The organism is Clostridioides sp. ES-S-0005-03 (genome assembly GCF_020658455.1).
Taxonomy (GTDB): Bacteria; Bacillota; Clostridia; order Peptostreptococcales; family Peptostreptococcaceae; genus Clostridioides.
In genome coordinates, this window is the sequence record NZ_JACVWI010000008.1 from 1 (window position 1) to 20,584 (window position 20,584).

The 20,584-nt window shown below is 22.5% G+C and carries 22 protein-coding genes; 18 read left to right on the top strand and 4 right to left on the bottom strand.

The window, feature by feature from the left end:
* Window positions 1–280: 280 nt before the first annotated feature.
* The 6 genes from IC218_RS18485 (at window position 281) to IC218_RS18510 (ending at window position 7,717) form a co-directional block, all read left to right on the top strand.
* Complete coding sequence (locus tag IC218_RS18485; protein ID WP_227825143.1) at window positions 281–799, top strand: ImmA/IrrE family metallo-endopeptidase; 519 nt, start codon at window positions 281–283, stop codon at window positions 797–799.
* Window positions 800–919: 120 nt separating this feature from the next.
* Window positions 920–1,180, top strand: a complete 261-nt coding sequence (locus IC218_RS18490; protein ID WP_227825144.1) for a hypothetical protein — start codon at window positions 920–922, stop codon at window positions 1,178–1,180.
* A 13-nt stretch (window positions 1,181–1,193) separates the two neighbouring features.
* Window positions 1,194–4,397: a tetratricopeptide repeat protein gene (locus IC218_RS18495; protein WP_227825145.1), complete on the top strand. Its 3,204-nt coding sequence runs from the start codon at window positions 1,194–1,196 to the stop codon at window positions 4,395–4,397.
* Window positions 4,398–4,548: 151 nt separating this feature from the next.
* A complete protein-coding gene (locus tag IC218_RS18500; RefSeq protein ID WP_227825146.1) occupies window positions 4,549–5,232 on the top strand; it encodes a DUF4116 domain-containing protein in 684 nt (227 codons plus the stop codon).
* 905 nt (window positions 5,233–6,137) lie between these two features.
* Window positions 6,138–6,428, top strand: coding sequence for a hypothetical protein (locus IC218_RS18505; protein ID WP_095903682.1), 291 nt, complete (start codon window positions 6,138–6,140; stop codon window positions 6,426–6,428).
* Window positions 6,429–6,580: 152 nt separating this feature from the next.
* Window positions 6,581–7,717 carry a hypothetical protein gene (locus tag IC218_RS18510; RefSeq protein ID WP_227825147.1) on the top strand — a complete coding sequence of 379 codons (1,137 nt, stop codon included), beginning with the start codon at window positions 6,581–6,583 and terminating at the stop codon, window positions 7,715–7,717.
* 56 nt (window positions 7,718–7,773) lie between these two features.
* On the opposite strand, the gene IC218_RS18515 is transcribed toward IC218_RS18510, so the two are convergent.
* On the bottom strand, window positions 7,774–8,421 hold the full coding sequence (locus IC218_RS18515) for a hypothetical protein (RefSeq protein ID WP_227825148.1): 648 nt from the start codon (window positions 8,419–8,421) through the stop codon (window positions 7,774–7,776).
* Between the two features lie 131 nt (window positions 8,422–8,552).
* Here IC218_RS18515 and pth2 point away from each other — a divergent pair, with 131 nt between their 5' ends.
* Together pth2 and IC218_RS18525 are read left to right on the top strand one after the other, a co-directional pair.
* The gene (pth2, locus tag IC218_RS18520) at window positions 8,553–8,960 is read left to right on the top strand and encodes an aminoacyl-tRNA hydrolase (protein ID WP_227825149.1); all 408 of its coding nucleotides are present in this window, start codon (window positions 8,553–8,555) and stop codon (window positions 8,958–8,960) included.
* 27 nt (window positions 8,961–8,987) lie between these two features.
* Window positions 8,988–9,791, top strand: a complete 804-nt coding sequence (locus IC218_RS18525; RefSeq protein WP_227825150.1) for a hypothetical protein — start codon at window positions 8,988–8,990, stop codon at window positions 9,789–9,791.
* Window positions 9,792–10,151: 360 nt separating this feature from the next.
* Here the strand turns inward: IC218_RS18525 and IC218_RS18530 are convergent, their stop codons facing one another.
* Both IC218_RS18530 and IC218_RS18535 read right to left on the bottom strand, forming a co-directional pair.
* Window positions 10,152–10,892, bottom strand: coding sequence for an MjaI family restriction endonuclease (locus IC218_RS18530; RefSeq protein ID WP_227825151.1), 741 nt, complete (start codon window positions 10,890–10,892; stop codon window positions 10,152–10,154).
* Between the two features lie 155 nt (window positions 10,893–11,047).
* Window positions 11,048–12,058 (bottom strand): NlpC/P60 family protein, encoded by a 1,011-nt coding sequence (locus IC218_RS18535; RefSeq protein ID WP_227825152.1) that lies wholly within the window; start codon window positions 12,056–12,058, stop codon window positions 11,048–11,050.
* Between the two features lie 221 nt (window positions 12,059–12,279).
* Between IC218_RS18535 and IC218_RS18540 the strand changes: the two genes are divergently transcribed.
* Window positions 12,280–12,579, top strand: coding sequence for a hypothetical protein (locus IC218_RS18540; RefSeq protein WP_227825153.1), 300 nt, complete (start codon window positions 12,280–12,282; stop codon window positions 12,577–12,579).
* Between the two features lie 32 nt (window positions 12,580–12,611).
* Here the strand turns inward: IC218_RS18540 and IC218_RS18545 are convergent, their stop codons facing one another.
* Complete coding sequence (locus IC218_RS18545) at window positions 12,612–13,040, bottom strand: hypothetical protein (RefSeq protein WP_227825154.1); 429 nt, start codon at window positions 13,038–13,040, stop codon at window positions 12,612–12,614.
* Window positions 13,041–13,255: 215 nt separating this feature from the next.
* Between IC218_RS18545 and IC218_RS18550 the strand changes: the two genes are divergently transcribed.
* From IC218_RS18550 to IC218_RS18590, 9 genes are all read left to right on the top strand, one after another.
* Window positions 13,256–13,798, top strand: coding sequence for a DUF2196 domain-containing protein (locus IC218_RS18550; RefSeq protein ID WP_227825155.1), 543 nt, complete (start codon window positions 13,256–13,258; stop codon window positions 13,796–13,798).
* A gap of 193 nt (window positions 13,799–13,991) precedes the next feature.
* Window positions 13,992–14,756, top strand: a complete 765-nt coding sequence (locus IC218_RS18555; RefSeq protein ID WP_227825156.1) for a hypothetical protein — start codon at window positions 13,992–13,994, stop codon at window positions 14,754–14,756.
* A gap of 34 nt (window positions 14,757–14,790) precedes the next feature.
* Window positions 14,791–15,936 (top strand): toxic anion resistance protein, encoded by a 1,146-nt coding sequence (locus IC218_RS18560; RefSeq protein ID WP_227825157.1) that lies wholly within the window; start codon window positions 14,791–14,793, stop codon window positions 15,934–15,936.
* Window positions 15,937–16,076: 140 nt separating this feature from the next.
* Window positions 16,077–16,577 carry an anaerobic ribonucleoside-triphosphate reductase activating protein gene (gene nrdG, locus IC218_RS18565; protein ID WP_227825158.1) on the top strand — a complete coding sequence of 167 codons (501 nt, stop codon included), beginning with the start codon at window positions 16,077–16,079 and terminating at the stop codon, window positions 16,575–16,577.
* A 77-nt stretch (window positions 16,578–16,654) separates the two neighbouring features.
* A complete protein-coding gene (locus IC218_RS18570; protein ID WP_227825159.1) occupies window positions 16,655–17,206 on the top strand; it encodes a hypothetical protein in 552 nt (183 codons plus the stop codon).
* 284 nt (window positions 17,207–17,490) lie between these two features.
* The gene (locus tag IC218_RS18575; protein WP_227825160.1) at window positions 17,491–19,029 is read left to right on the top strand and encodes a hypothetical protein; all 1,539 of its coding nucleotides are present in this window, start codon (window positions 17,491–17,493) and stop codon (window positions 19,027–19,029) included.
* A gap of 54 nt (window positions 19,030–19,083) precedes the next feature.
* The gene (locus tag IC218_RS18580) at window positions 19,084–19,419 is read left to right on the top strand and encodes a hypothetical protein (RefSeq protein ID WP_227825161.1); all 336 of its coding nucleotides are present in this window, start codon (window positions 19,084–19,086) and stop codon (window positions 19,417–19,419) included.
* An 87-nt stretch (window positions 19,420–19,506) separates the two neighbouring features.
* Window positions 19,507–19,728 (top strand): hypothetical protein, encoded by a 222-nt coding sequence (locus tag IC218_RS18585; protein ID WP_227825162.1) that lies wholly within the window; start codon window positions 19,507–19,509, stop codon window positions 19,726–19,728.
* Window positions 19,729–20,075: 347 nt separating this feature from the next.
* The gene (locus IC218_RS18590; protein WP_227825163.1) at window positions 20,076–20,402 is read left to right on the top strand and encodes a hypothetical protein; all 327 of its coding nucleotides are present in this window, start codon (window positions 20,076–20,078) and stop codon (window positions 20,400–20,402) included.
* Window positions 20,403–20,584: the final 182 nt, after the last annotated feature.

The following is a 20,584-nucleotide window of genomic DNA, read 5'->3' on the forward strand; positions in this document are numbered from 1 at the left end:
GCTATCGAATAGGAATCTTCATCTTCAAACGCTACCAAGGGTAGTTAAGGTGGAGTAGTTCAAAATATGTTAATAGATGATAAAAATATCTTTAAATATAATAACTTAAATTCTCAAAAAGATGATTATTTAATTTTTTTAAAACATTTAGAAGAAAAATAATAAAAAATATTTATATTAATAAAAATTATAAAATAATATATTATTTTATAAAAAATAATAATATTTATGCTTATTCGTAAAAATAAATATTATTTTATAAATATTTAGGAGAATTATTATGAATAAAAAAAATATCAATTTAATTAATGAACTAACAAAAGATATAATAGATATTTATATGATTGAAATTCCAATAAAAGATATGAATAATGTTATTGATAAAATGGGAGGAATAATTAAAAAAGATGATTCTTTAAGTGAATTTTCAGAATCTTATATTAGAAAATTAAAAAATAATCACTATGAATTTGAAATAGTGATTCCTTATGGTCAATCTAATCATATACGCAATATGCATATAGCTAAAGTATTAGGACACTTATTTTTGCACATGAGATATAATATAGATGAGGAAGTATGGAATTCTCAGAAAATAAATGAATTTTATAAAAGTAAAAATTTGCAAGAAGAAGAACAAGCTAAAGAGTTTGCACTTGCATTATTAATGCCTAAAAGTGAATTTGAGCTTATTGAAGAGAATGATGTAATTAATATAGATAAAGTTTCTAAATATTTTAATGTTACTCAAAGAGATTCTTTAAATCGAGTAAATAGTTTAGGATATATAAAAAAATAATTGTTTAAAAAGGTGCTTTTAAAAGCACCTTTTTAAATTCCTTGTTGAAGTATATATTTTATTTAAGATATAATTTTAATTATATAGGTAATATATCCCATAGAAATAGAGGTGAGGACCATGGATAATTTAGATTGGAGCAAGATAGGAGCTATAGGTACAATTGTAATAGGAGTAATAACTATAATATTAACTTTTATAGGAGTACGTCAGAATAAAATAAATGTAAGTAAGAAAAATAACAAGCAAGTTATTAAGGGTAAAGATATCTTAAATAACGAAATATCTCAGTTAAATAATAATAAGAAACAAGGAGATAATAAACAACTTATTAAAGGTAAGAAGATATCTAAAAATAAAATAAAACAAAATAATAAATAAAAGGATTAATATTATGGGAATAAGGAAAATATTAAGTGGAATCTTTTTTAATAACAATATTTCTGAACAAAAGATAAATGGGGTAATTTTAAGTGGAAACACTATAATACAAGAATCAAATATTTATAAAAATGAAAAAATAGTAGATGATTACATGAATGGAAAATTAGATGAAATAGAGTCTTTGTTTGAGGTCCAAAAATATGAAGAGATAGAAGATAAGATTAACTGGATATATAGGAAAAAACAAGATAGGTTTAGCGAAGTTATTGAAAGAAAGTTATTACAATATAATTGTTTTTTATCAATAGTAACAAATAAGAAAGATAGATTAATTGAATACTTCAAAGAACTAAAAAAATATGGAGAAGAAACAGCTGAATTTATAAATGTTAAATTTAACATAGCTATTTTTTATAAGGATGATAAGGTCTTTAGAGAATTAATGGTTATATTTGATCGTATGGATATGAATAGAACAGATATAGATTGTAAGGAAGCTAAATATTTATATCTTTCTCAACAATACAGTACTTTAATAGAAAAGTTTAACAATGAAAGATATTTAGAAATATTAGAAATAAAATCATATGTAGCTAAATCTTTAATTGCAATTAAAGATTTTAATAAAGCAGAGAAACTTTTATTTGAGATAAAAGAAATGGGAAGTAAGTATAAGGCTGATTATATACTTTGTAAATTAAATCCTATAAGTAGATGCTTAGATGAAGTCAATGAAAATGAAAGAGCCTTTCTTAATGAATGTTTGATTGAAATAGAAGAAATAAATAAAAAGGAATTAGAATTTAATCAGTTTAAGGAAATATCATACTATAAACTTCTGGCTCTTTTATTTGTCGATGAAAAATTAGCTCTTGAAGAAATTAATAATATACCTGATATCTTTAAAGAAGACACTGATTTTAATGTTTTAAAGATAAATATTTTTAATTTAAATGATAAATATGAAGAAGCAGAGGAACTTAGCAAATATCTTTTAGAAAATAATGCTGAAATAGATATATATATTCCAAGTATAATTAATAATTATTTAAGCCTTGAAAATTGGTCTAAAATAATAGAATTATTTCAGAAACATAGAGATTTTTTAGAAAATGTAGAGTTTGCTTTTTTTGCTTATGGTTTGTCTGTATTAAATTTGCATGGAGAAGATTTTTTAATTAAAGTAATAGATAAAGAATGTAAGATAAAAGGACATCTTATAGATTTATTATGTGCTAAAGCTAATTCAAAAAATAAAGAAAAGAGTGAATTTTATTTAGATAAAATTGTAAAAGATGTAAAAAATAAAGCTTCAATTTTATTAGAGGTAGCAAGTGAATATAAAGAGATGAATAATACTAAAAAAGCTCTTAACATAGTAAAAGAAAATAGTATTTATGATATAAGATTTTTTAAAAGATATCTTTCTATTGTTTTAAGTGAGAATATGGATGAGTATTATGATAATATCTTAGAAATATATATTAAATTTTATAGTGATACCTATAATGAATATATAGAAAAATGTATGTATTCTATCTATCTTAAAAAAGAGTTATATAAAGGGGCTTACTTTGTGGCTAAAAAATCATTTGAAAAATCTAAAAAAATAGATTGGGCAAATGAATTAGCTAAGATGAAATTAGTAAATAAAGAATTAGATAATTTAAAAGAATTTGCTGATATGTTAAACAACGAGAAAGAGCCATTATATTTAATAACTGCAAGTGAATTGTATTTGAAGCTTGGAGATACTGTTAAGGCGAGAGAATTAAGTTATAAGGTTGCTTTTAATGTAAATAACATAGATGTAAATCTTGCAAATAGGATAGGAAATGTTTTGTTAAAAAGCAAGAAACAAAATTTATCTGATCTTAAAAAGAATATGGAAGAAATTAAATTAGTTGAATCTGATTATGTTGTTATATTAAGATCGGATAAAAACAAGTTTTTGAAAGTTTGTTTAAATAAAGAATTTTTTTATAGAATTAGTGATATGAGATTTGGTTGTTTACAGATTAATACAAATGAAGATCTATGGATTAATCTTTTGGGAAGTAAAGTTGGGGATGAAATTTATTTCAAACAAGAAAAATATATAATAATAGAGATAATTAATAAATATAACTTTTTAACAAGATTGTGTTTAGAAATTAGATGTAAAGAAAAAGATAGTAGTATAAAAAGCTTTTCTATAAAAGAAAAAGATTTAAAGGATAATAAAAATAATGAGTTAATGGTAGAATTACAAAAAGATTTAGATTTGTTTTATAAACGTATTAATATTTATTTAGGGGAAGATGAACAAATGGAGTCTTTTGGAGCTCCTATTAATTATTTGTTTTCTGATTTAGAAAGGATTAATGATACAATAGACTATTTATTACTATCTAAAGATTTGTATTTCAAGGCAGGTATTCCAAATTATGTAGAGAAAGATAGTAAAGTAGTGCTAACAATGGTTACAACGTTATTACTAAGTAAATTTAATTTACTTGATGAATTTATGAATTATTATAATGTTTATGTCCCAAAGCGTTTAGTAGAAGATATAGAGAATGTACTAAATGATTTGACTTCTAATTTTAATAATAAAGAAATAAGTTTGTATTTAATTGAAGGAAAAATAAAGTTTAGTGAGAAAGATCAAAAATATAAAAAATCTGAGCTGAAAAACTTTAGTGATATAAGAAATTCTCTAAAAAAGGGGATTATAATATCTAAAGACATATATCTAAAAGATTTTATAAACTTACCTAAAAATGCTATAGGCACATCAGATATTGAAGCTTTTGAGATATCAAACAAAGAAGATGCATTTATATTTATAGATGATAAATTTACCTCATTGTATTATAGCTGTTATTATAGAAAAGATACTTCTAATATAGCTGGGTTTATAAATTCATCTATGTTTGGTAATTTTAATAAATACTGGAAGACAGCAAAGAAATTAATAGAAAGTAGGTATGAATATTTTTTTAATGAAAGCTATTTGAGAAGGATTATACATATCTTAGATATAAATAATAAAAATAATATAAAAAAATTTAGAAATATAATTAAAACAATTTTAAAAAATGACATAAATGGTTTTTATACTCTATTATTAAAACATATTTGTATAGATGTAACATTTAGGCTTAAACTATATCCAGAATATAAAGTGAAAATAGATATTATAATGGATATAATATCAAATTCAGAAATATAAATTTGATATTATTAATGTAAAATTTATATTTATAGTAATATTCCCTTTTCCCTTATTATTTTGAATACTAAAGATATTTAATATATATAATGAAATAAACAAAAATGGTATATTTAAATATATTTTGAATTAGGATAAGGGAGGATGTCTAATGGACCAATTAGAGTATAATTTAGCAATGGTAATGGAAACAGGGAGTTATTTAAAAGAGATAGAAGAACAATCATATGAAGTTTGCAGGGAAGCAATTATCAATGATAGCACTTCTATAAAATATGTAGATTGGGATGATTTAAAAGATAGTTTATCAGCCTGGGAAATAGAAGATCTTTGTTTAGAAGCAGTTGTGGACAAAGGATTAAATCTTAGATATATACCTTTTGATTTATTAAAAGATAAATTATCAAAAGAACAAATAGAAAATATAACCTTAAAAGCAATACAGGAATTCGAAGATGCATTCCAATTTGCTCCTATCCAAACTGATAGAATTTGCTCAGAAGCATTAGTACGAGATGGAAATTTAATTGCATATGTAAAACATAAAGTAACAAAGCTTTGTTTAATAGCAGTAAGGCAAAATGGATTGGCTCTTAAACATGCAGGAGGACAGACAAAGAAAATTTGTATTGAAGCAGTAAGACAAAATGGTTTAGCTTTAGAGTTTGTTCATACTCAAACAGAAGATATTTGTTTAGAAGCAGTTAGACAGAATCCATTTGCACTTCAATATGTAAAGAATCAAACAGATAGAATTTGTTTAGAAGCATTAAAAGAAAATAAACAAGTTTTTGAGTATATAAGAGATAAAGAAAAAGTTATAGGAAGGTTTTAGTAATGAAAAGAGTTGTCTAAAGTACAGATGACTCTTTTTTTATTATATCTTTTGAGTACATTTGTTTTTTAGGTTTTTTTAAAAAATAAACTTGACAAAAACTATTTTTTAGTATATTAATATAGGTTATTGTTCTGAGTAGTTGTGAATATTCTGAAAATTATTTGTTTTGTTTTTTATAAACAACGAAAGCTTGACATTAAGTGTTTATAACAGTAATATATAAAGTGTAAAGATGATTAATTTAGCAAAGAGCAGAGATTGTCCATAGTGCTATTGTAAATATTCTTTATAAAAAAATGGATTTAAAATGCCCAAATATTAAATTTAGCTATATTGATTAATCTAAGGCTATCTCTTATAGTTATGCCTATTTAACTTTTGTTTAGCAAGCTTAGTTGAGATTTTTATATATAGTGACAACTCCCTCCCCAAATTCATCTCTTTTTTCTTATTGTTTTATTTATAATATTATGTAGATATTTATTGTATGTTTATAATAAATAATATTAGGAAATCATAAATTTTAAATTTATATTTTAGAAATCAATACTTATTCTTATTTTTTATTAAAAAAATCTAATTAAAATAAATTATTAAAACTATAATAATTAAAGAGATAAATAGGTTTTATATTTAATAATTATAAAAAAGGAGAATTGAGTATGAGTACTTAAAAAATTGCTTTTAAAAATATGAATTTAAAACAAATTTTAGTAAAGACATGGTAGAACGAGTTTAGAGACTATCAGAAATGTTCTTTGGATGTATTTATCTAAACGTTGTAAAAAAAGACTATAGGAGCCTTTATATAAGTTAAAAATGAAAGGTAAGATGTTTTTATATTCTAATAATGATTAAATTTTATATAAACAATATAAAAATAAAATAGGAGATGGATATTTATGAATAATAATGAGGTAATAGAAATTACAGATAAGATAGCTAATATTAGTAGTAGCCAATTATCTATAGATAAGATAATTGAACTTTGTTTAGAGGTGGTAAAACAAGATGGTAATGAGATTCGTAATATAAAGTGGCATGAATTTAATTTTACAAAAGAACAGGCTCTAATGATATGTGTAGAGGCAGTTAAAAGTAAAAGAGAAGCAATAACATATATTAAATGGCCTGAGTTGAAATATAAATTTTCAGATAATGATATTAATTTAATTTTAGATTGCGTTGCATAGTTATTATATTAATATTTAGATATTAAAAACAATTAAAATTATAAGTTAAAGTAGAAATATAGAATACTTTGGAAGGATGAATATTGATATGTATGGGGGATTAGAAAACATTTTAAATTTATCAAGTAAAAAAATAGAAAAAGGTTAATAAAATGGATAGTGTTGTATCGAACAAAAGTATTTTTACTTTAACTAATAAATATATAAAAAAAATATATGCAAACATACAACATAACTTATCTAATATATTTAATGTTGTTTATTTAAAAGAAATGCTTTCAAATAAAAATGATATAGAAAATATAGATATAAGTATATTGTTAAATATGGAAATAGATACATTTTATGAATGTAAATTTATAGCTAATAATTTTTGTTGGATAAGTAGAAATGCTAATGGCAAAATGAGATATTTTACTAAAAGATATATTTTATATGGATTAGATATATATGATTTACTTTGTATTTTTTTTAATTGTAGACTAACCGAAATTTCAAGTATTTTAATAAAAAAAGGATTTGGAGAAAAAATAAAGAATAATTTTGGAATACAAAAGTACTCTGAAAATATAAAGATTATAGAAGAATTGTTAATTAAAGATAAATATTTAAAAGACATGTTAGAAGAAAAAATTGATATATATATAGCTTTAAATAATTATGGGAAAAAAGTTAGTGCAGAGTCTATTATTTTTAATAATAAAGAATTATTTTTTGTATCGCTTAGACATCTAAAAAATGAATATAGTTTAAATTATTCAATAAGTACAATTTCAAAAACTATAAACTTATACAATTTGTTTGGGTTAGTCAAAAGAATAGAATCAGATAGAATAAGAGATGAATTAGACATAAAGAGCAATGTCTGTTTATACTTTATTCCAAGTATAAATATCTCTATTAAAGAATTAAAATCAAATGATTTATATACAAAGAAAGAATTGATAAAGGATTGCAATTTAAATAGAACTGGAATAAATAAAATTTTGAATGATGAATATAATTTAGAACAAGACTTATATTTTTTTAAAAATAAGAAGAAAAATACTCATATAGTTGAGATAGAACGATTATTCTATTTTTATCTAAAGGAATACAATATAGTAGCAAAAGAATGGATTATGGGATCTGACAAAGTTAGTACAAGTATATCTACTTTTAATAAAAAATGGAAACAATTATCTGAAGACAATTCATTTATTGGGAAAAGTATAAAACCTAATAAGGTCTTAAAGAAAAAATATTCATTAAAAACGAATCAAGATGTGTTTGTATTATTTAATAAGTAATAGCTAATAAAAAGACATATAAGGTTTTTTTATTAGCTATTACTATATTGATTTTTTTATAAAATAGATAATATGTCATTAAAATCACTGTTATCATTATCAGAAAAAAGAGAAGAAAGTCTTCTAAAGTCTAAAAAATTATATCCATTTAAGAAAGAACTTAAATTAGAAGTAATTCTATCTAATGTATTTTTCTTATGTATAAGGCTATTTAATTCTGTTTCTACTTTATTTATTTGATTTTGTATATCTTCTTTATGTATTCTGCTTCTCTTATGTTTAAGCTTTAATACAGATAAGTTTTCTTTTAACTCTAATAAGGAATTTTCTATATACGAGTATTCATATTTATAATACTTTTCAGGGATATTTATAGTAAAAATTCTTTCATCATTATATTCTATATTTATTTCAAATTCTCCTGTTTTATATTTTATATTGGTTAATACAATCAAGTTCTCAATTTCCTCTAAATTATTTTTAATTAATAATACTATCCCATCTATATTTTTAAAATATAATTCCTTATACAATTCCTCTTTATTTACTGAACCTATCGTACATAATAAATTTATATCATGTATAGTATTTTTATTAAAGCTAAGAAGGAAATTATCTGGGGAAGAAAATATTTCTTGAAGGTCATCCATTTTATAAGTAATTGTATTCATTACATCATCTTTTAAATTTTCGAATAAAGGCAAATTTTTTATCTCCTTCCTATAGGTTTATTCAAACAATAACTTAATTCAATTATATAATAAAAAAATAATTTATAAAACACAAATAGAATATCTATATTAAATATACTAAAAAAATCAGAAAGGATATAAAAATGGAAGATAATATAAAACAAGTAATAATTATAAGAAAAGATTTGAAAATGCCAAAAGGTAAAATGGTTGCTCAAGGGAGCCATGCTTCTTTGGGAGCTATTTTAGAAATAATGAGAAGAAAAGAACTTAATAAAAATAACTATGAATTAATATTAGATGTTGAAAGGCATTCTGATTTAGATGTTTGGATTAATGGGATATTTAAAAAAGTTTGCCTATATGTAAATTCTGAGTCAGAGTTGACAAATGTATATAATAAAGCTATGGAGATGAAGCTTCCTACTTATATGACTGTTGATTTGGGATTAACTGTATTTAATGGAGTTAAACAAAAAACAGCAGTAGCTATAGGTCCAGCTAAAGGGGATAAAATAGATAAAATAACAGGAGATTTAAAATTATTATAAAATAATATGAAAGTTTGGTGATGTTTAATGTTAGAGAAATTAATATTTAGTGACAATAATAATTTTTATACTGAATCATTAGATAAAATTTTAAATTTAGATAAATTTTATATGCTGAGTTTTATTGAGACAAAAGGTTCACCAGTAATAATACCAATTACTTTAACAGATTATATTAGTATAATACTATTTGAAGAAGAGACCTTAGCAAATAAGTATTTATTGGATAATAAAATTGATAAAATTATGTTCGTTAGTGAAATAAAATTAAACTCATTATTATTATTGTTAAATAATTTATTTTATAGGGGGTTATCTGGAATAATTTTTAATACTAAAATAGAAAAAGATTATTATTCATATTATTATTCTATCTTTGATATTTTTAATAAAACAGAAAATTTTAATAATACATTAATAAAAGAAGACAATATTAATCTTATTAGAAGCTTAAATAATGTATTATTTAAAAATGAATATATCTATTACATATATCACAATACATTATCTGTACAAGATATCTTAAATTGCATAATTAGATACAATATATATAATGATTCTAAGGGGTTAAAATTTATAAGAATTTTTTTAGAAGAAAAAGAGATAGAGGACTACTGTAAGAAAAACAAAATCATAGATAATTCCAGTAATGATTATCCAATCACAACAATACCAAAGGAGAATTTATTCAATAGTTTAGTGGTTTTAATTAATAGAGAAAAGGTTGACTACGTTAATGTCTTTAGTAAAGGGAAGATGTATACAGTAGGATTAAATGATTTTATTACACTTATTATAAACATTGGGTTTAAACAAGTTATATATGATTAAATAAAAATATACCAGTTTATATACTTAAATAAGTATAAACTGGTATATTTTTTTAGCTCTAACATATATTAACTTCTCCTTATATACATAAACATCCATTTTAACCTGGATGGGGCAACATAATAATTTATTCCTTTTTTAAATATCTATATAAACACTCTTCATGAGTGGTAAGCAAATTAAAATTACATAAAATGTATCCTGATTTTTACTTTATACATAATATTATAGATATGTAACTATAATTTTATTACTATAGAGTGGTGATTTTTTTGAAATTTTGATTATGTCTTAATTGTGTATTAAAAAATTAATATATAATATTAAAAAAATTATGAGTAAAAAACTAATTAAAAAAAACTAATTAAAAAAATTTATCTGATTCGATTTTATATCTTTTATTATTTTTGGAATAACATTTTCATTTAAAATTATCCCTGATGTCTCTGCATAAACATAATAAACATCTCTATTAAATCTTTTTTTATATTTTTGGTTCTTTTCTTCATTTAATTCTATCGTTTTATTTAAGTAAGAGTTATTAGCAGAATAACTCTTGGGCTTTATCTGAATCCCACAAACAATAGAACCTTTAAAGTATATTTCATAATCTACTGCGAATAAGACATCAAAATCGCTTGGTGTGTCGATTAAAGAAACTTCATAACCTAAATTGGTTATCTTTTTTGATAAAGCATCTTTAGTATTAGATTCTCTCCAGATTATGCCATTCCAAGTCTCTCCAATTATACGAAAATAAGCTGTCAACATACATTCTTCTTTAGTTAATTTTAAAGGATTACCAGTTTCTAAAAGATGTTTATATAGGTAGCAACCTATTTTAGCAATTTCTTTTTTTGTTCTTCCATAATTAAGATTTATATTTTTATCATATGGATTTAATTTTAACAACTCTTTTCTTTTTTCTCCACTTTCAAAATAAAAATCGGCCCAATCAAGTTTATCTGAAAATTTTTTTTCTTTAACAAGTTTACTTGTATATCCAATTTTCACAGGAGAATTAAAGTGCATTTTATTCCAAATTTCATTGGTACTGTTAAATTTTTTTTTATCTATTGGGTTTTCAAATAAATCTAACATTTTGAATGCTATGTATCCTTTACTATTATTTAATTATTCATTTTAAATTTTAAAAAAGTTTGTAGTTCTATTAATCTTATATTATTAATTATAGTTAAAAAATTTTATATAGTCAACAGAAATGGTGAAATAATATAAAGAAAATTAAAAATAAACTACTCTATAAATCTTGTAGCAGAAGAAACTTTGTTCCAATCAATTTGAGATATTTTTATTACATCTCCAGTTCGAGGAGCATGGAGATATTCTCCATTCCCAATATAAAAGCCTACATGATGAGCTGGATATCCAAAAAATATAAGATCTCCTGGTAATAGTTCATCAATTTTAACTTGATTTCCATCTAATTGTTGGTCTCTTGCAACTCTGGGTATATTTATTCCAATGCTTCTATAAACATATTGTGTTAATCCAGAGCAATCAAATCCAGAAGGTGTTGTCCCTCCCCAAACATAAGATAGACCTAAAAATTTTTTTGCATTGTTTATTAGTAATTCTGCTTTTTCAGATGGAGTTGCATTAGGGTCAGGAAGTTTAAAATCTAAATCTTTAAATTCCATTGGATCCACTTGATTTCTTTTATTTATTTTTTCCTCTTGAATTAAATTATTTAAAGCAAGCTCAGCTTCTTTTTTAGAATTATTTAAAGAATTTTGTTCTTTTTTTAAATTCTTTTTATCCTTATTTAAATTCTCTGATTTATTCTTTAATGAATCTTGTAATTCATTTAGTTGTTCCTCTTTTACATTTAAAAGTTTTAAAGTTTTGTTGTTTTGTTTTATTATAACCTTTGAAAGTTCTATGTTTTGTAGTAACTCACTTACACTGTCACTTTTCAAAATAAGTTCTAATACTTTAAAATCATTACCCTTTATTGACTTGCTTAATTTAGAATCATTACACATTTCAAGTTGAATTTTTTTAGTATTATATTCTTTTTTTATATCTATTATTTTATGTTGTTTATCTAAAATTTCTTTTTCTGTAATAGATATTTTTTCTTCTAAATCTTTAATTCTTATTATATTATCGGTTATATTACTGTTTAATATCTGGACTTTCTCTTCCAAATCTTCTTTTGGAGAAGCATACGCTACTCCTGGCAATAGATTAGCCCCAATTATTATTAGCGATATTATACTAATTATTTTCTTTTTTATTTTCATTTAATTTCCTCCAAATACAAAGTTAATATTTATTATATTTAATCAGAATAGAAATAAAATATAATAAATATATGAATAATAGCAACTATTAAAATATTAATATTATTACTTATACTAAAAAAGAATAAATTTAATAACTTAATAATAAAATGTATTAAAAACGAGAGGAGGTAAATATTTAATTGAATTGCTAAAACCATATTCAATTGATTATTAGATAAATGGAATTATTAGAACTAATAAAATATAATTACAGTAAGAAAAATAGTAGTATTTCTATAATATTAAAAGAAATACTAAATGAAGAAAGTGATATTGTTATTAAAGAAAAGTTAAGTAGGCTTTTTTATATGGCAGAAGGCTATACAGAATATAAGGTAAAAGACCTGGCAATAAATTTAAATGTATCTAAAACAGCTACAAAGTATATGTTAAAAAATTTATTGGAAGAGAATAAGATAGAATTACTCAAGATAAATAATACTACATTTATAATCCCAATTATAGATAACATATTTTAATTGTAATATTAAATAAGATATAAGTAAAAAACTTATATCTTATTTAATAAATATGTATTTATAGAGCTATTGTATAACAGATAATCTTTTAAGGCTTCACTTTCATCTTCTTTATAGGAGTTAAATATCCTATAAAAATCACTTATGTCTTTTAGATTAAATTTTTTTATAAGATTATATAGTGTATTAAAATTTGCATTATTATAATACATATTATTACTATATATTAAATAATTCAAACACTCTGTAGGTTCATTTTTAGATAAATACTCAAAGTATTCAAAAGATATCCCCTCTCTTATCTCTATATAAATACCTTCTAATTCAGTATAAGAGTACAATGTGTATTTATAATCATTTCTTTCTTTCGTTATTACCATAATCTTATAATTTTTTAAAATTTCAATTAGAAATTTTTTTAGAATAGAGTTTTTTAAAATTTCATTAAGCTCTTTTAACATAAAATCATCACCTTTTTATAAATTTTTAAAATAAAAAACTTTTACTATTATTAGATAATATAGTTCCTATAATTTTTTTTTATTCAACTTATATGCTGTTTTATAGTGCATATATAAAGAATAAAATTGCGATTTATAATTTATAAGATATAACAAAATTATAAAGTTATGGGGGTGAGAGTTTGCTATTTTATAGATAAAATAGCAATAAATAAATGTATGTAGATACAAGTAAATTAGATAATATATTTAAAGGCCTTTTAGTAGAAATAGTGGCCAAAGAAGACAAAGAGTCGCAGAAGCTAACAAGGGGGTATGTAGATACCATCATTTCAAAAAAAGATAAAAAAGGAGGAATAATTGTTGAGTTAACAAATGGGAAAAAAGGAGCTGTTAAAGATATAGTCAATAAAAATCAGTTGAAAAAAGAAAATTTCAAATTTTACAATTTATTTATAAATGAATCTAAAATCTATTCTATTTGGGATAAGTCAAATAAAAAATTTCTTGTTGTTAGACATTTAAATAAGATATCTGGCAACTATGAAAATTTAGCATATTTATTTGATGATCTTGAAATGGCAAAAAAAGAACTAAATAAGATAAGTGATAAGAATTATGTATTAAAGCCAATTAGCAGAAAGAAATTTATAACAGATAATTTTAAAGAGAGTAATGTAAAAGCTTTTTCTATCAATAAGAAAAGAAAAATAACAAAAGAAAAATTGTTGGAACTTGAAATATATCTAAAAAGATAAAATACGTTGAATATAAACAATATAAATGTTATAATTTTTATTAAATAGTAAGTTATAAATAGGATTTATAATTATAAAGATATAATTATGTAAAAAATGATAGGAGCATATTTACGAAATGACTATATAAAGTAAGGATGTGTTTGTAATAGGTATATTAATAGAACTAATAGTCGATAAATTTGAGGACATTGTGGAACAGTTATTTCTATTATTTGGGATAATGATAGAAGTTATAATCCTTTTGATTGTATTAATGTTTTCAACAAACTTAGCTTTACTTATTTTTTTTATTGTAGTTTTATCAAGGTTTATTCAATTTATTTTTTTGACTTTGAATTGTGTAAAATTAGAAAAAGCTATTAATAAAGAGATTATTGAAGTTACTGAAGAATATAAAACAGTTTTAATAGGAATAACATTAGATAAGTTAGATATTTGTTTTAAGTGGAAGTATTTAGTACCAATACTTGGATTATTTTGTATAAATACTGATTATAAAAAAGAAATAAATAATCTAAATAACTATAGAGAAAAAATCTTGTTTGAATTTATTGATTTCTTATGTATAAAAAAATTTATTATTAATAATTTAGATGGGTCGAGTTTAAATTATAAAACTCGTACTTATGTTGAGGATATAGAGGTCAACTGTAAAAATAAGTATTATATAGTTATAATTGAAACGTTCTTGAATTTAAAGGAGTTAGTAGATAAAAACAATAAAATAATATCAGGAAATTATAGTCTTAATGAAAAAGAAAAAGTTATAAATGCTAAGAATGAAGCAATCTTAGCATTTGTAAAATTGCTTCATGATTTAAATTATAGGGCACAAAATGAAAAGAGTTTTTCTATGGAAGAAGAAAATAATTTAAATGAACTAAAAAAATGTGGAGATTTATTAAAGCGAATAAATAAAGATGTAATAGAAGAAAAAGCAGTTTTTATGAAATAGTTTGATTAGGAGATAATTAAAAGGAGGATAAAAAATGGAAAGTTTAGTTTTAAATGAAGTGTCAGTTAATGAGTATGCAGTGAAGTTTACAGAAGAATATAAACTAAATCTACGAAATGATAAAGATGTGAAATGTATAATGACTAAAATAGACATAAGTGAGATTGAGAATATTTTAGCATTTGGAGATAAATCTGCGAATTCGATTTCAAGGTTGTCTGATGAAATTTTAAGCACAACTCAAAAAATCCAAAAAGAAAAAGATATAGGAGCTATATTAAATAAATTAAATAAAACATTTAAAGGTTTTGACTTACAAGACTTGCAAAAAGAGGAAAAGGGATTTCTTAAGAAGATGTTTAATAAAGCCCAAAGCTCTTTTGATAATATAGTGGATAGATGTACAACAATTGGAAATGAAGTTGATAAAATTTACTTAGATTTAAAAAAACATGAAGTTGATATAAAAGAGCAAATAAAGAATTTAACTAACTTGTATGAATCTAATATTATATACTACCGAGATTTAGAAAAATATATAGTAGCTGGCGAAATGGCTTTAGAAAAATTAGATAATGAATTAATTCCAAGTTTAGAAGAAAAAGCATTAAACTCAGGAGAAAATATATCTTTACAAAAGATTAATATTTTAAAAAATAATAGAGATATGTTAGAGCAAAGGGTCTATGATTTAAAAATAGCTGAAAATATATCTCTACAGAACATTCCGATGATCCAGCAAATGCAAAAAGGTAATTTTGACCTTATGAGAGCAATAAAATCTTCTTTTATAATTACCTTACCTATATTCAAACAATGTTTAATAAATGCGATAGTATTGAAAAAACAAGAAAAAATGTATAAAGATATTGAAAGCGTTAGAAATATGACTAATGATTTTCTAATACAAAATGCTGAACATTTATCTAAACAAGCTCCTGGAATATCAAAGTTAGCAGGTAATAGTCAAATTAGTTTAGATTCATTAGAGACTTCTTATAAAAAAATTATGGAAGGGATAGACGAATGTAGAAGAATTGAAATAGAGAATAAGTCAAATTTTAAAGGAAATGCAAGTAGATTAGAAGAATTAAAAATGGGAATTTTAACTCAAGGAGCTTCAGGTCCTAAAATAGCTTCTAATAAAGGTGATTTTGGAGTTGAAAAATTTAATATATAGATAAAATAGCAATTGGTTGTTACATTTAATAATCAATTGCTATTTTATTGTTTTTATATGAATTATTAATATATTCATTATCTATAATATATAAAAAATTAGTATTAATATATTAAATAATGATATAAGGGGGTAAGAATATGATTGTTTTAGCTAAGAATAAAGAAGAATGTATATTTGAAAGTATAGTTGATGGGACAGGCTTAAGATTAGTTATATTTCTTGCAGGATGCCAGCATAGATGTAGAGGTTGCCATAATCCAGAAACTTGGGATATAAACAGTGGTGTTATGTACTCAAATGAGGAGATTGTTAACTTCATAGTAGAAAAATATAAAAAATGTAATGGCTATTATAAAGGTATAACATTTAGTGGAGGAGATCCCCTTTTACAAAAAGAAGAATTAGAGTACATTATTAAAGACATTAGAAAAAAATTAAAAGAATATAATTTTGATATATGGTTATATACTGGATATAACTATGAAGAAGTGATATCTTTTAAAGTTATTAAGTTAATTGATGTTTTAGTTGATGGTAAGTTTGACTTAGATAAAAAATCTATTAATTATAAGTTTAGAGGTTCGTATAATCAAAGGTTAATTTATTTAAAAAATGGAAAAATAGAAAAAATATTATAAAAAAATACAAATTACGTTGACTATAAACAATAAAAAAGGTATTATATATAATATAAAATGAAAAGGAAGGTATTATTATGCATAAAATAATTTGTGAAGGAAGTGCTTCTTTAGAAAAAATGATGAAAGATATTGTTGAGGTGGTTGTCCAAGCTATAGAGACTAAGACTAATGATGATAAAAATGAAGAAGATAGTAGTAAGAAAAATAGATTAAATGTGTTTTGGAGTGAGAAAATGAAGAAAGGAGAAATTTATGTTGATGAAATAACTGAACTTTCAGTTATGTTTAATATACCTCTCAATGATATTTATAGGACAATTAAGATATTAGGAATAATTGTAAAACAAGATAATAAACAATGTGTCGAAGATCCAGAGTTAGAATTTTATTTAGCAAATAGAATTGCTCTAATGCATATGAACAAATTAAATAAAGAAAATTTGAAATTAGCTAAGATTAATTTAATAGTAGAAACTACAGAAATTTATAAAAATATGTTTCCTGAAAGAAAAGATGTTACTGTAGTGCCAAAAATAGAAAAGAAAAAAGTAGTGTTATATGTATATAATAAGAATATAGAATTATTTCTAAAAGAAAATGATATAAATAAATTACAATTAATTTAATATAAAAAATAGAAAGAAAAAAGATACTTGTAAAATTTAAAAATTTTACAAGTATTTTTTTTGACATTGTTATGGTATAATAATTAGTAAATAAGATAAAAATGTATATATTGATTAACTTTGGATACTTAGTAAATTTAAATTTAATTAATGCATATATTTAAATGAATAAGTCGCTAAATAGGAATTTAAGTAATAGTAATTTTTTTGAAAACTATGAATATAAATTTTAAGAGCGAATTTAAAAAATTAGTGAACGGTTTATTATAAAGGAGGAAAATTTTATGTTTGTACCAAGTGGATATGTAGAATATACAAAAAATATAATAAATAATTTTATAAATGAAAATGGTTATGTGCCAAGTTTTAGTGATTTAAATAATTCTGATGTAAAACAGTTACATCAAATTTATGGAAGTTGGAATAAAGTTTTAGAAAATCTTGGCTTTATAAATAAAACAAATAACGCAGAAGATGTGTTAAAAGAAGTTGAAGAATTAAGAGATAGATTAGGTAAAATACCTAACAGAGAAGAACTTAAAGAAAATAATATAAATATAAAACCTTTACTAAAAAAGTATGGTAAATGGAGTACTGTAAAGAGTAAGTTAAAAACAGATGTAGTAATAGAAAATCCTTTACTTGAAAAAAATAAGGATAAAAATGCGATACTTTTGGAAAAAGTATCGAATATAAAAGAGATAGAGGAAATAATAGAAAAAATATTAGATTTAACAAATAACAAGAAATGTATTCCAACACACAAACAACTATTGAAAAATGGAATAAAAATAAATAAATTAATGAGAGTAATGGGTAGTTGGGAAAAAATAAAAAAAGAATTGAATTTAGAGTCAATTGTTTCTAAATTTGATGAAGATAAGATAAAAAATATAAAAAAAGAAATATTAGACATTAAAAATGAAAATAAGTACAAAAGGGCACCATCTGAGCTTCTTCTGAAAAAAAGAGGAGTAGATGTTAATCTATTGAAAAAGACTTATGGAAGCCTTAAAGAAGCATATAAAAAACTAAAAATAGAAGAATATGATATAGAAGTATTTAATAATGAGATAATAAAATTAACAAAAAATAAAATTAAAGTGCCAAGTATGACTCGTCTTGTTTTTTATAAGATTCCAATTAAAATTTTATTTTCTTATTATGGAAGTTATGAAAATATGATAGATAGCCTTAACTTGAAAGCTATTGTAGAGAAAGCTAAAACTATTAAAGAGGAAAAAGAAAAAATATTTAGAGATAAAACTATGAAAGAAATAATGGAAGTTTACCAGATACTTGATAAAACTCCAATTATACGAGAGCTTAAGGAATATGGAATAAAAACAGCAACATTTTTTAGGAAATTTGGTAATTGGGGAGAAATAAAAGCAAAACTTAAATTGCCAAAACGAAGCAAGTACACAAATACAGAAATAAAAGAAAGTAAGAGAATAATTTTAGAAATGACACAATCTTTGGGTAAAATTCCAACTATTCAAGATCTTAAAGACAATGGAGTTCGCATAAATTATTTAATTAATAGATATGGATCTTATTCAAAGTTATTATTAGAATTAGGATTAATTACAGAGCCTTTAAAAAATAAATATACAGATGCAGAGCTGGAAGAAAGTAAGAGGATAATTTTAGAAATGGCACAAGCTCTGGGTAAAAAACCAACTATCCGAAGTCTTAAAGATAGTGGAGTTCATATCAATTATTTAATTAAGAAATATGGCTCTTATTCAAAACTATTATTAGAATTAGGATTAATTACAGAACCTTTAAAAAAAGATAAGGTAGAAATTAGCATAATATAATCTTAAAATAAGAAAATATCTAAATTAAAGATGTTTAAATTGGAGTAAAACAAAATGAAAAATAATTTACTTGAAGCGTTAAAAGAAAAAAAGGTTCTTAAAAAAAGTATAGGTGGAGGACTGAAAGTAGAAGATATCTTTTCTATGCCTTCTTATAAACGTCCATTAAGACAAGTTAAAGATGATTTAGTTATATATTATATATCTAATAATAATGTGAAGAAAAAATACGTTGTTTTTGGTGGCGAAAAATATAAAGTAATAAAACAGATAAAGGATAATAACGCTGTTGAGTTTTATATCCCTTTGTTTGTTCTTAAAAATTATTTTAATGACTTAGACGAATTTGATTATATCTATGACTCATTGGCTGAGATAGGGCTGTTTTAATTATTATGGTCGGGAGGAATAGTCCTATTCTTTAACTTATGTTTAGATATAATTAAAATATATTAACTATTGGAAAGGAATGATATTATGAAAGATGTAGAATTAGAATTAAAAATTTCAATACCATTAAAACAAGTTGCTATTTTTTTGGCTACTGTATCTATGGTATTGTTATGTTTTTCTGCTCTAAGAAATTTCGATAATATAAAATCAATACCAGTAAGTGCATTAGGTATAACAACTGGATTTATAATATTTCAACTTGGATTAAGTTTTTTTGAAAATAGAAAAAAATCTAAGAGTGAATAAAATTCTATGTTTGTAGATAAAAGGAGTTTTATCAGAAAAATCAATTTTAAGAAAACTCCTTTTTTTAAAAATTAAATATCTCATATTAAAAACAAAGTCAATTCTCTACAGTAGTATTAATGTGCCAAAAGTCTATAAGCACTATCCAACTTATCTTAAAATAATATTATTCTCAAATTAAATTAAAAATTTTATCATTTTTATTGCTTATAAACAACAAAAATGATAAAATTTTATATAAAGAATGAATAAAAAAGCTTATACTATAATATAATTTATATGTTATTATAACTAATAGTTAAGTAATTATAAGCTTATTTTAAACACATAACTGGAGGAATGATAAAATGGATACATATAACATAGAAAAGATAGACAAGCTTTACAATATGGTAACAACTTTAAAAAACAAAAATAGTTGCGAATCTAATGTTAATATGGATGAATTTTATAAGTCTTTTAATAAATTGAAAATATATATAAAAAAAGAGTTATCAAAAGAGAGTTTAAAAGACTTAAGTGATAATAATTATAAAAAACTATTAGAGAGAGTATTCTCTTTTATAAAAGATGAACAAATTGAGATATCTTATAAAAGTATTTTTTTAAAAATATACTTTATGAGTGAATGTATATCACAAGAAATTTGTTTTTTATGTGAAACAGATAATTAAAATAATTATTATAAACCTTCTTGTTTTGTTTTTTTAGAAAAACATAATAAAGTAAAGATAAAATAGGTTCCAAGAAGTTAGAGTAAGAATGATAGAATCATCACTGCGGGATCCTTGAGGGCAAATTTTTTAGGTTTTTTAGGCCCTAAACCTAAAAGAACAACTGAATTTAGCTGGTTAAT

Excerpts from the sequence above, each read along its gene's own strand:
- IC218_RS18485 (WP_227825143.1), top strand. The coding sequence starts at position 281 with ATGAATAAAAAAAATATCAATTTAATTAATGAACTAACAAAAGATATA.
- IC218_RS18490 (WP_227825144.1), top strand. The coding sequence starts at position 920 with ATGGATAATTTAGATTGGAGCAAGATAGGAGCTATAGGTACAATTGTA.
- IC218_RS18495 (WP_227825145.1), top strand. The coding sequence starts at position 1,194 with ATGGGAATAAGGAAAATATTAAGTGGAATCTTTTTTAATAACAATATT.
- IC218_RS18500 (WP_227825146.1), top strand. The coding sequence starts at position 4,549 with ATGGACCAATTAGAGTATAATTTAGCAATGGTAATGGAAACAGGGAGT.
- IC218_RS18505 (WP_095903682.1), top strand. The coding sequence starts at position 6,138 with ATGAATAATAATGAGGTAATAGAAATTACAGATAAGATAGCTAATATT.
- IC218_RS18510 (WP_227825147.1), top strand. The coding sequence starts at position 6,581 with ATGGATAGTGTTGTATCGAACAAAAGTATTTTTACTTTAACTAATAAA.
- pth2 (WP_227825149.1), top strand. The coding sequence starts at position 8,553 with ATGGAAGATAATATAAAACAAGTAATAATTATAAGAAAAGATTTGAAA.
- IC218_RS18525 (WP_227825150.1), top strand. The coding sequence starts at position 8,988 with ATGTTAGAGAAATTAATATTTAGTGACAATAATAATTTTTATACTGAA.
- IC218_RS18530 (WP_227825151.1), bottom strand. The coding sequence starts at position 10,892 with ATGTTAGATTTATTTGAAAACCCAATAGATAAAAAAAAATTTAACAGT.
- IC218_RS18535 (WP_227825152.1), bottom strand. The coding sequence starts at position 12,058 with ATGAAAATAAAAAAGAAAATAATTAGTATAATATCGCTAATAATAATT.
- IC218_RS18540 (WP_227825153.1), top strand. The coding sequence starts at position 12,280 with ATGGAATTATTAGAACTAATAAAATATAATTACAGTAAGAAAAATAGT.
- IC218_RS18545 (WP_227825154.1), bottom strand. The coding sequence starts at position 13,040 with ATGTTAAAAGAGCTTAATGAAATTTTAAAAAACTCTATTCTAAAAAAA.
- IC218_RS18550 (WP_227825155.1), top strand. The coding sequence starts at position 13,256 with ATGTATGTAGATACAAGTAAATTAGATAATATATTTAAAGGCCTTTTA.
- IC218_RS18560 (WP_227825157.1), top strand. The coding sequence starts at position 14,791 with ATGGAAAGTTTAGTTTTAAATGAAGTGTCAGTTAATGAGTATGCAGTG.
- nrdG (WP_227825158.1), top strand. The coding sequence starts at position 16,077 with ATGATTGTTTTAGCTAAGAATAAAGAAGAATGTATATTTGAAAGTATA.
- IC218_RS18570 (WP_227825159.1), top strand. The coding sequence starts at position 16,655 with ATGCATAAAATAATTTGTGAAGGAAGTGCTTCTTTAGAAAAAATGATG.
- IC218_RS18575 (WP_227825160.1), top strand. The coding sequence starts at position 17,491 with ATGTTTGTACCAAGTGGATATGTAGAATATACAAAAAATATAATAAAT.
- IC218_RS18580 (WP_227825161.1), top strand. The coding sequence starts at position 19,084 with ATGAAAAATAATTTACTTGAAGCGTTAAAAGAAAAAAAGGTTCTTAAA.
- IC218_RS18585 (WP_227825162.1), top strand. The coding sequence starts at position 19,507 with ATGAAAGATGTAGAATTAGAATTAAAAATTTCAATACCATTAAAACAA.
- IC218_RS18590 (WP_227825163.1), top strand. The coding sequence starts at position 20,076 with ATGGATACATATAACATAGAAAAGATAGACAAGCTTTACAATATGGTA.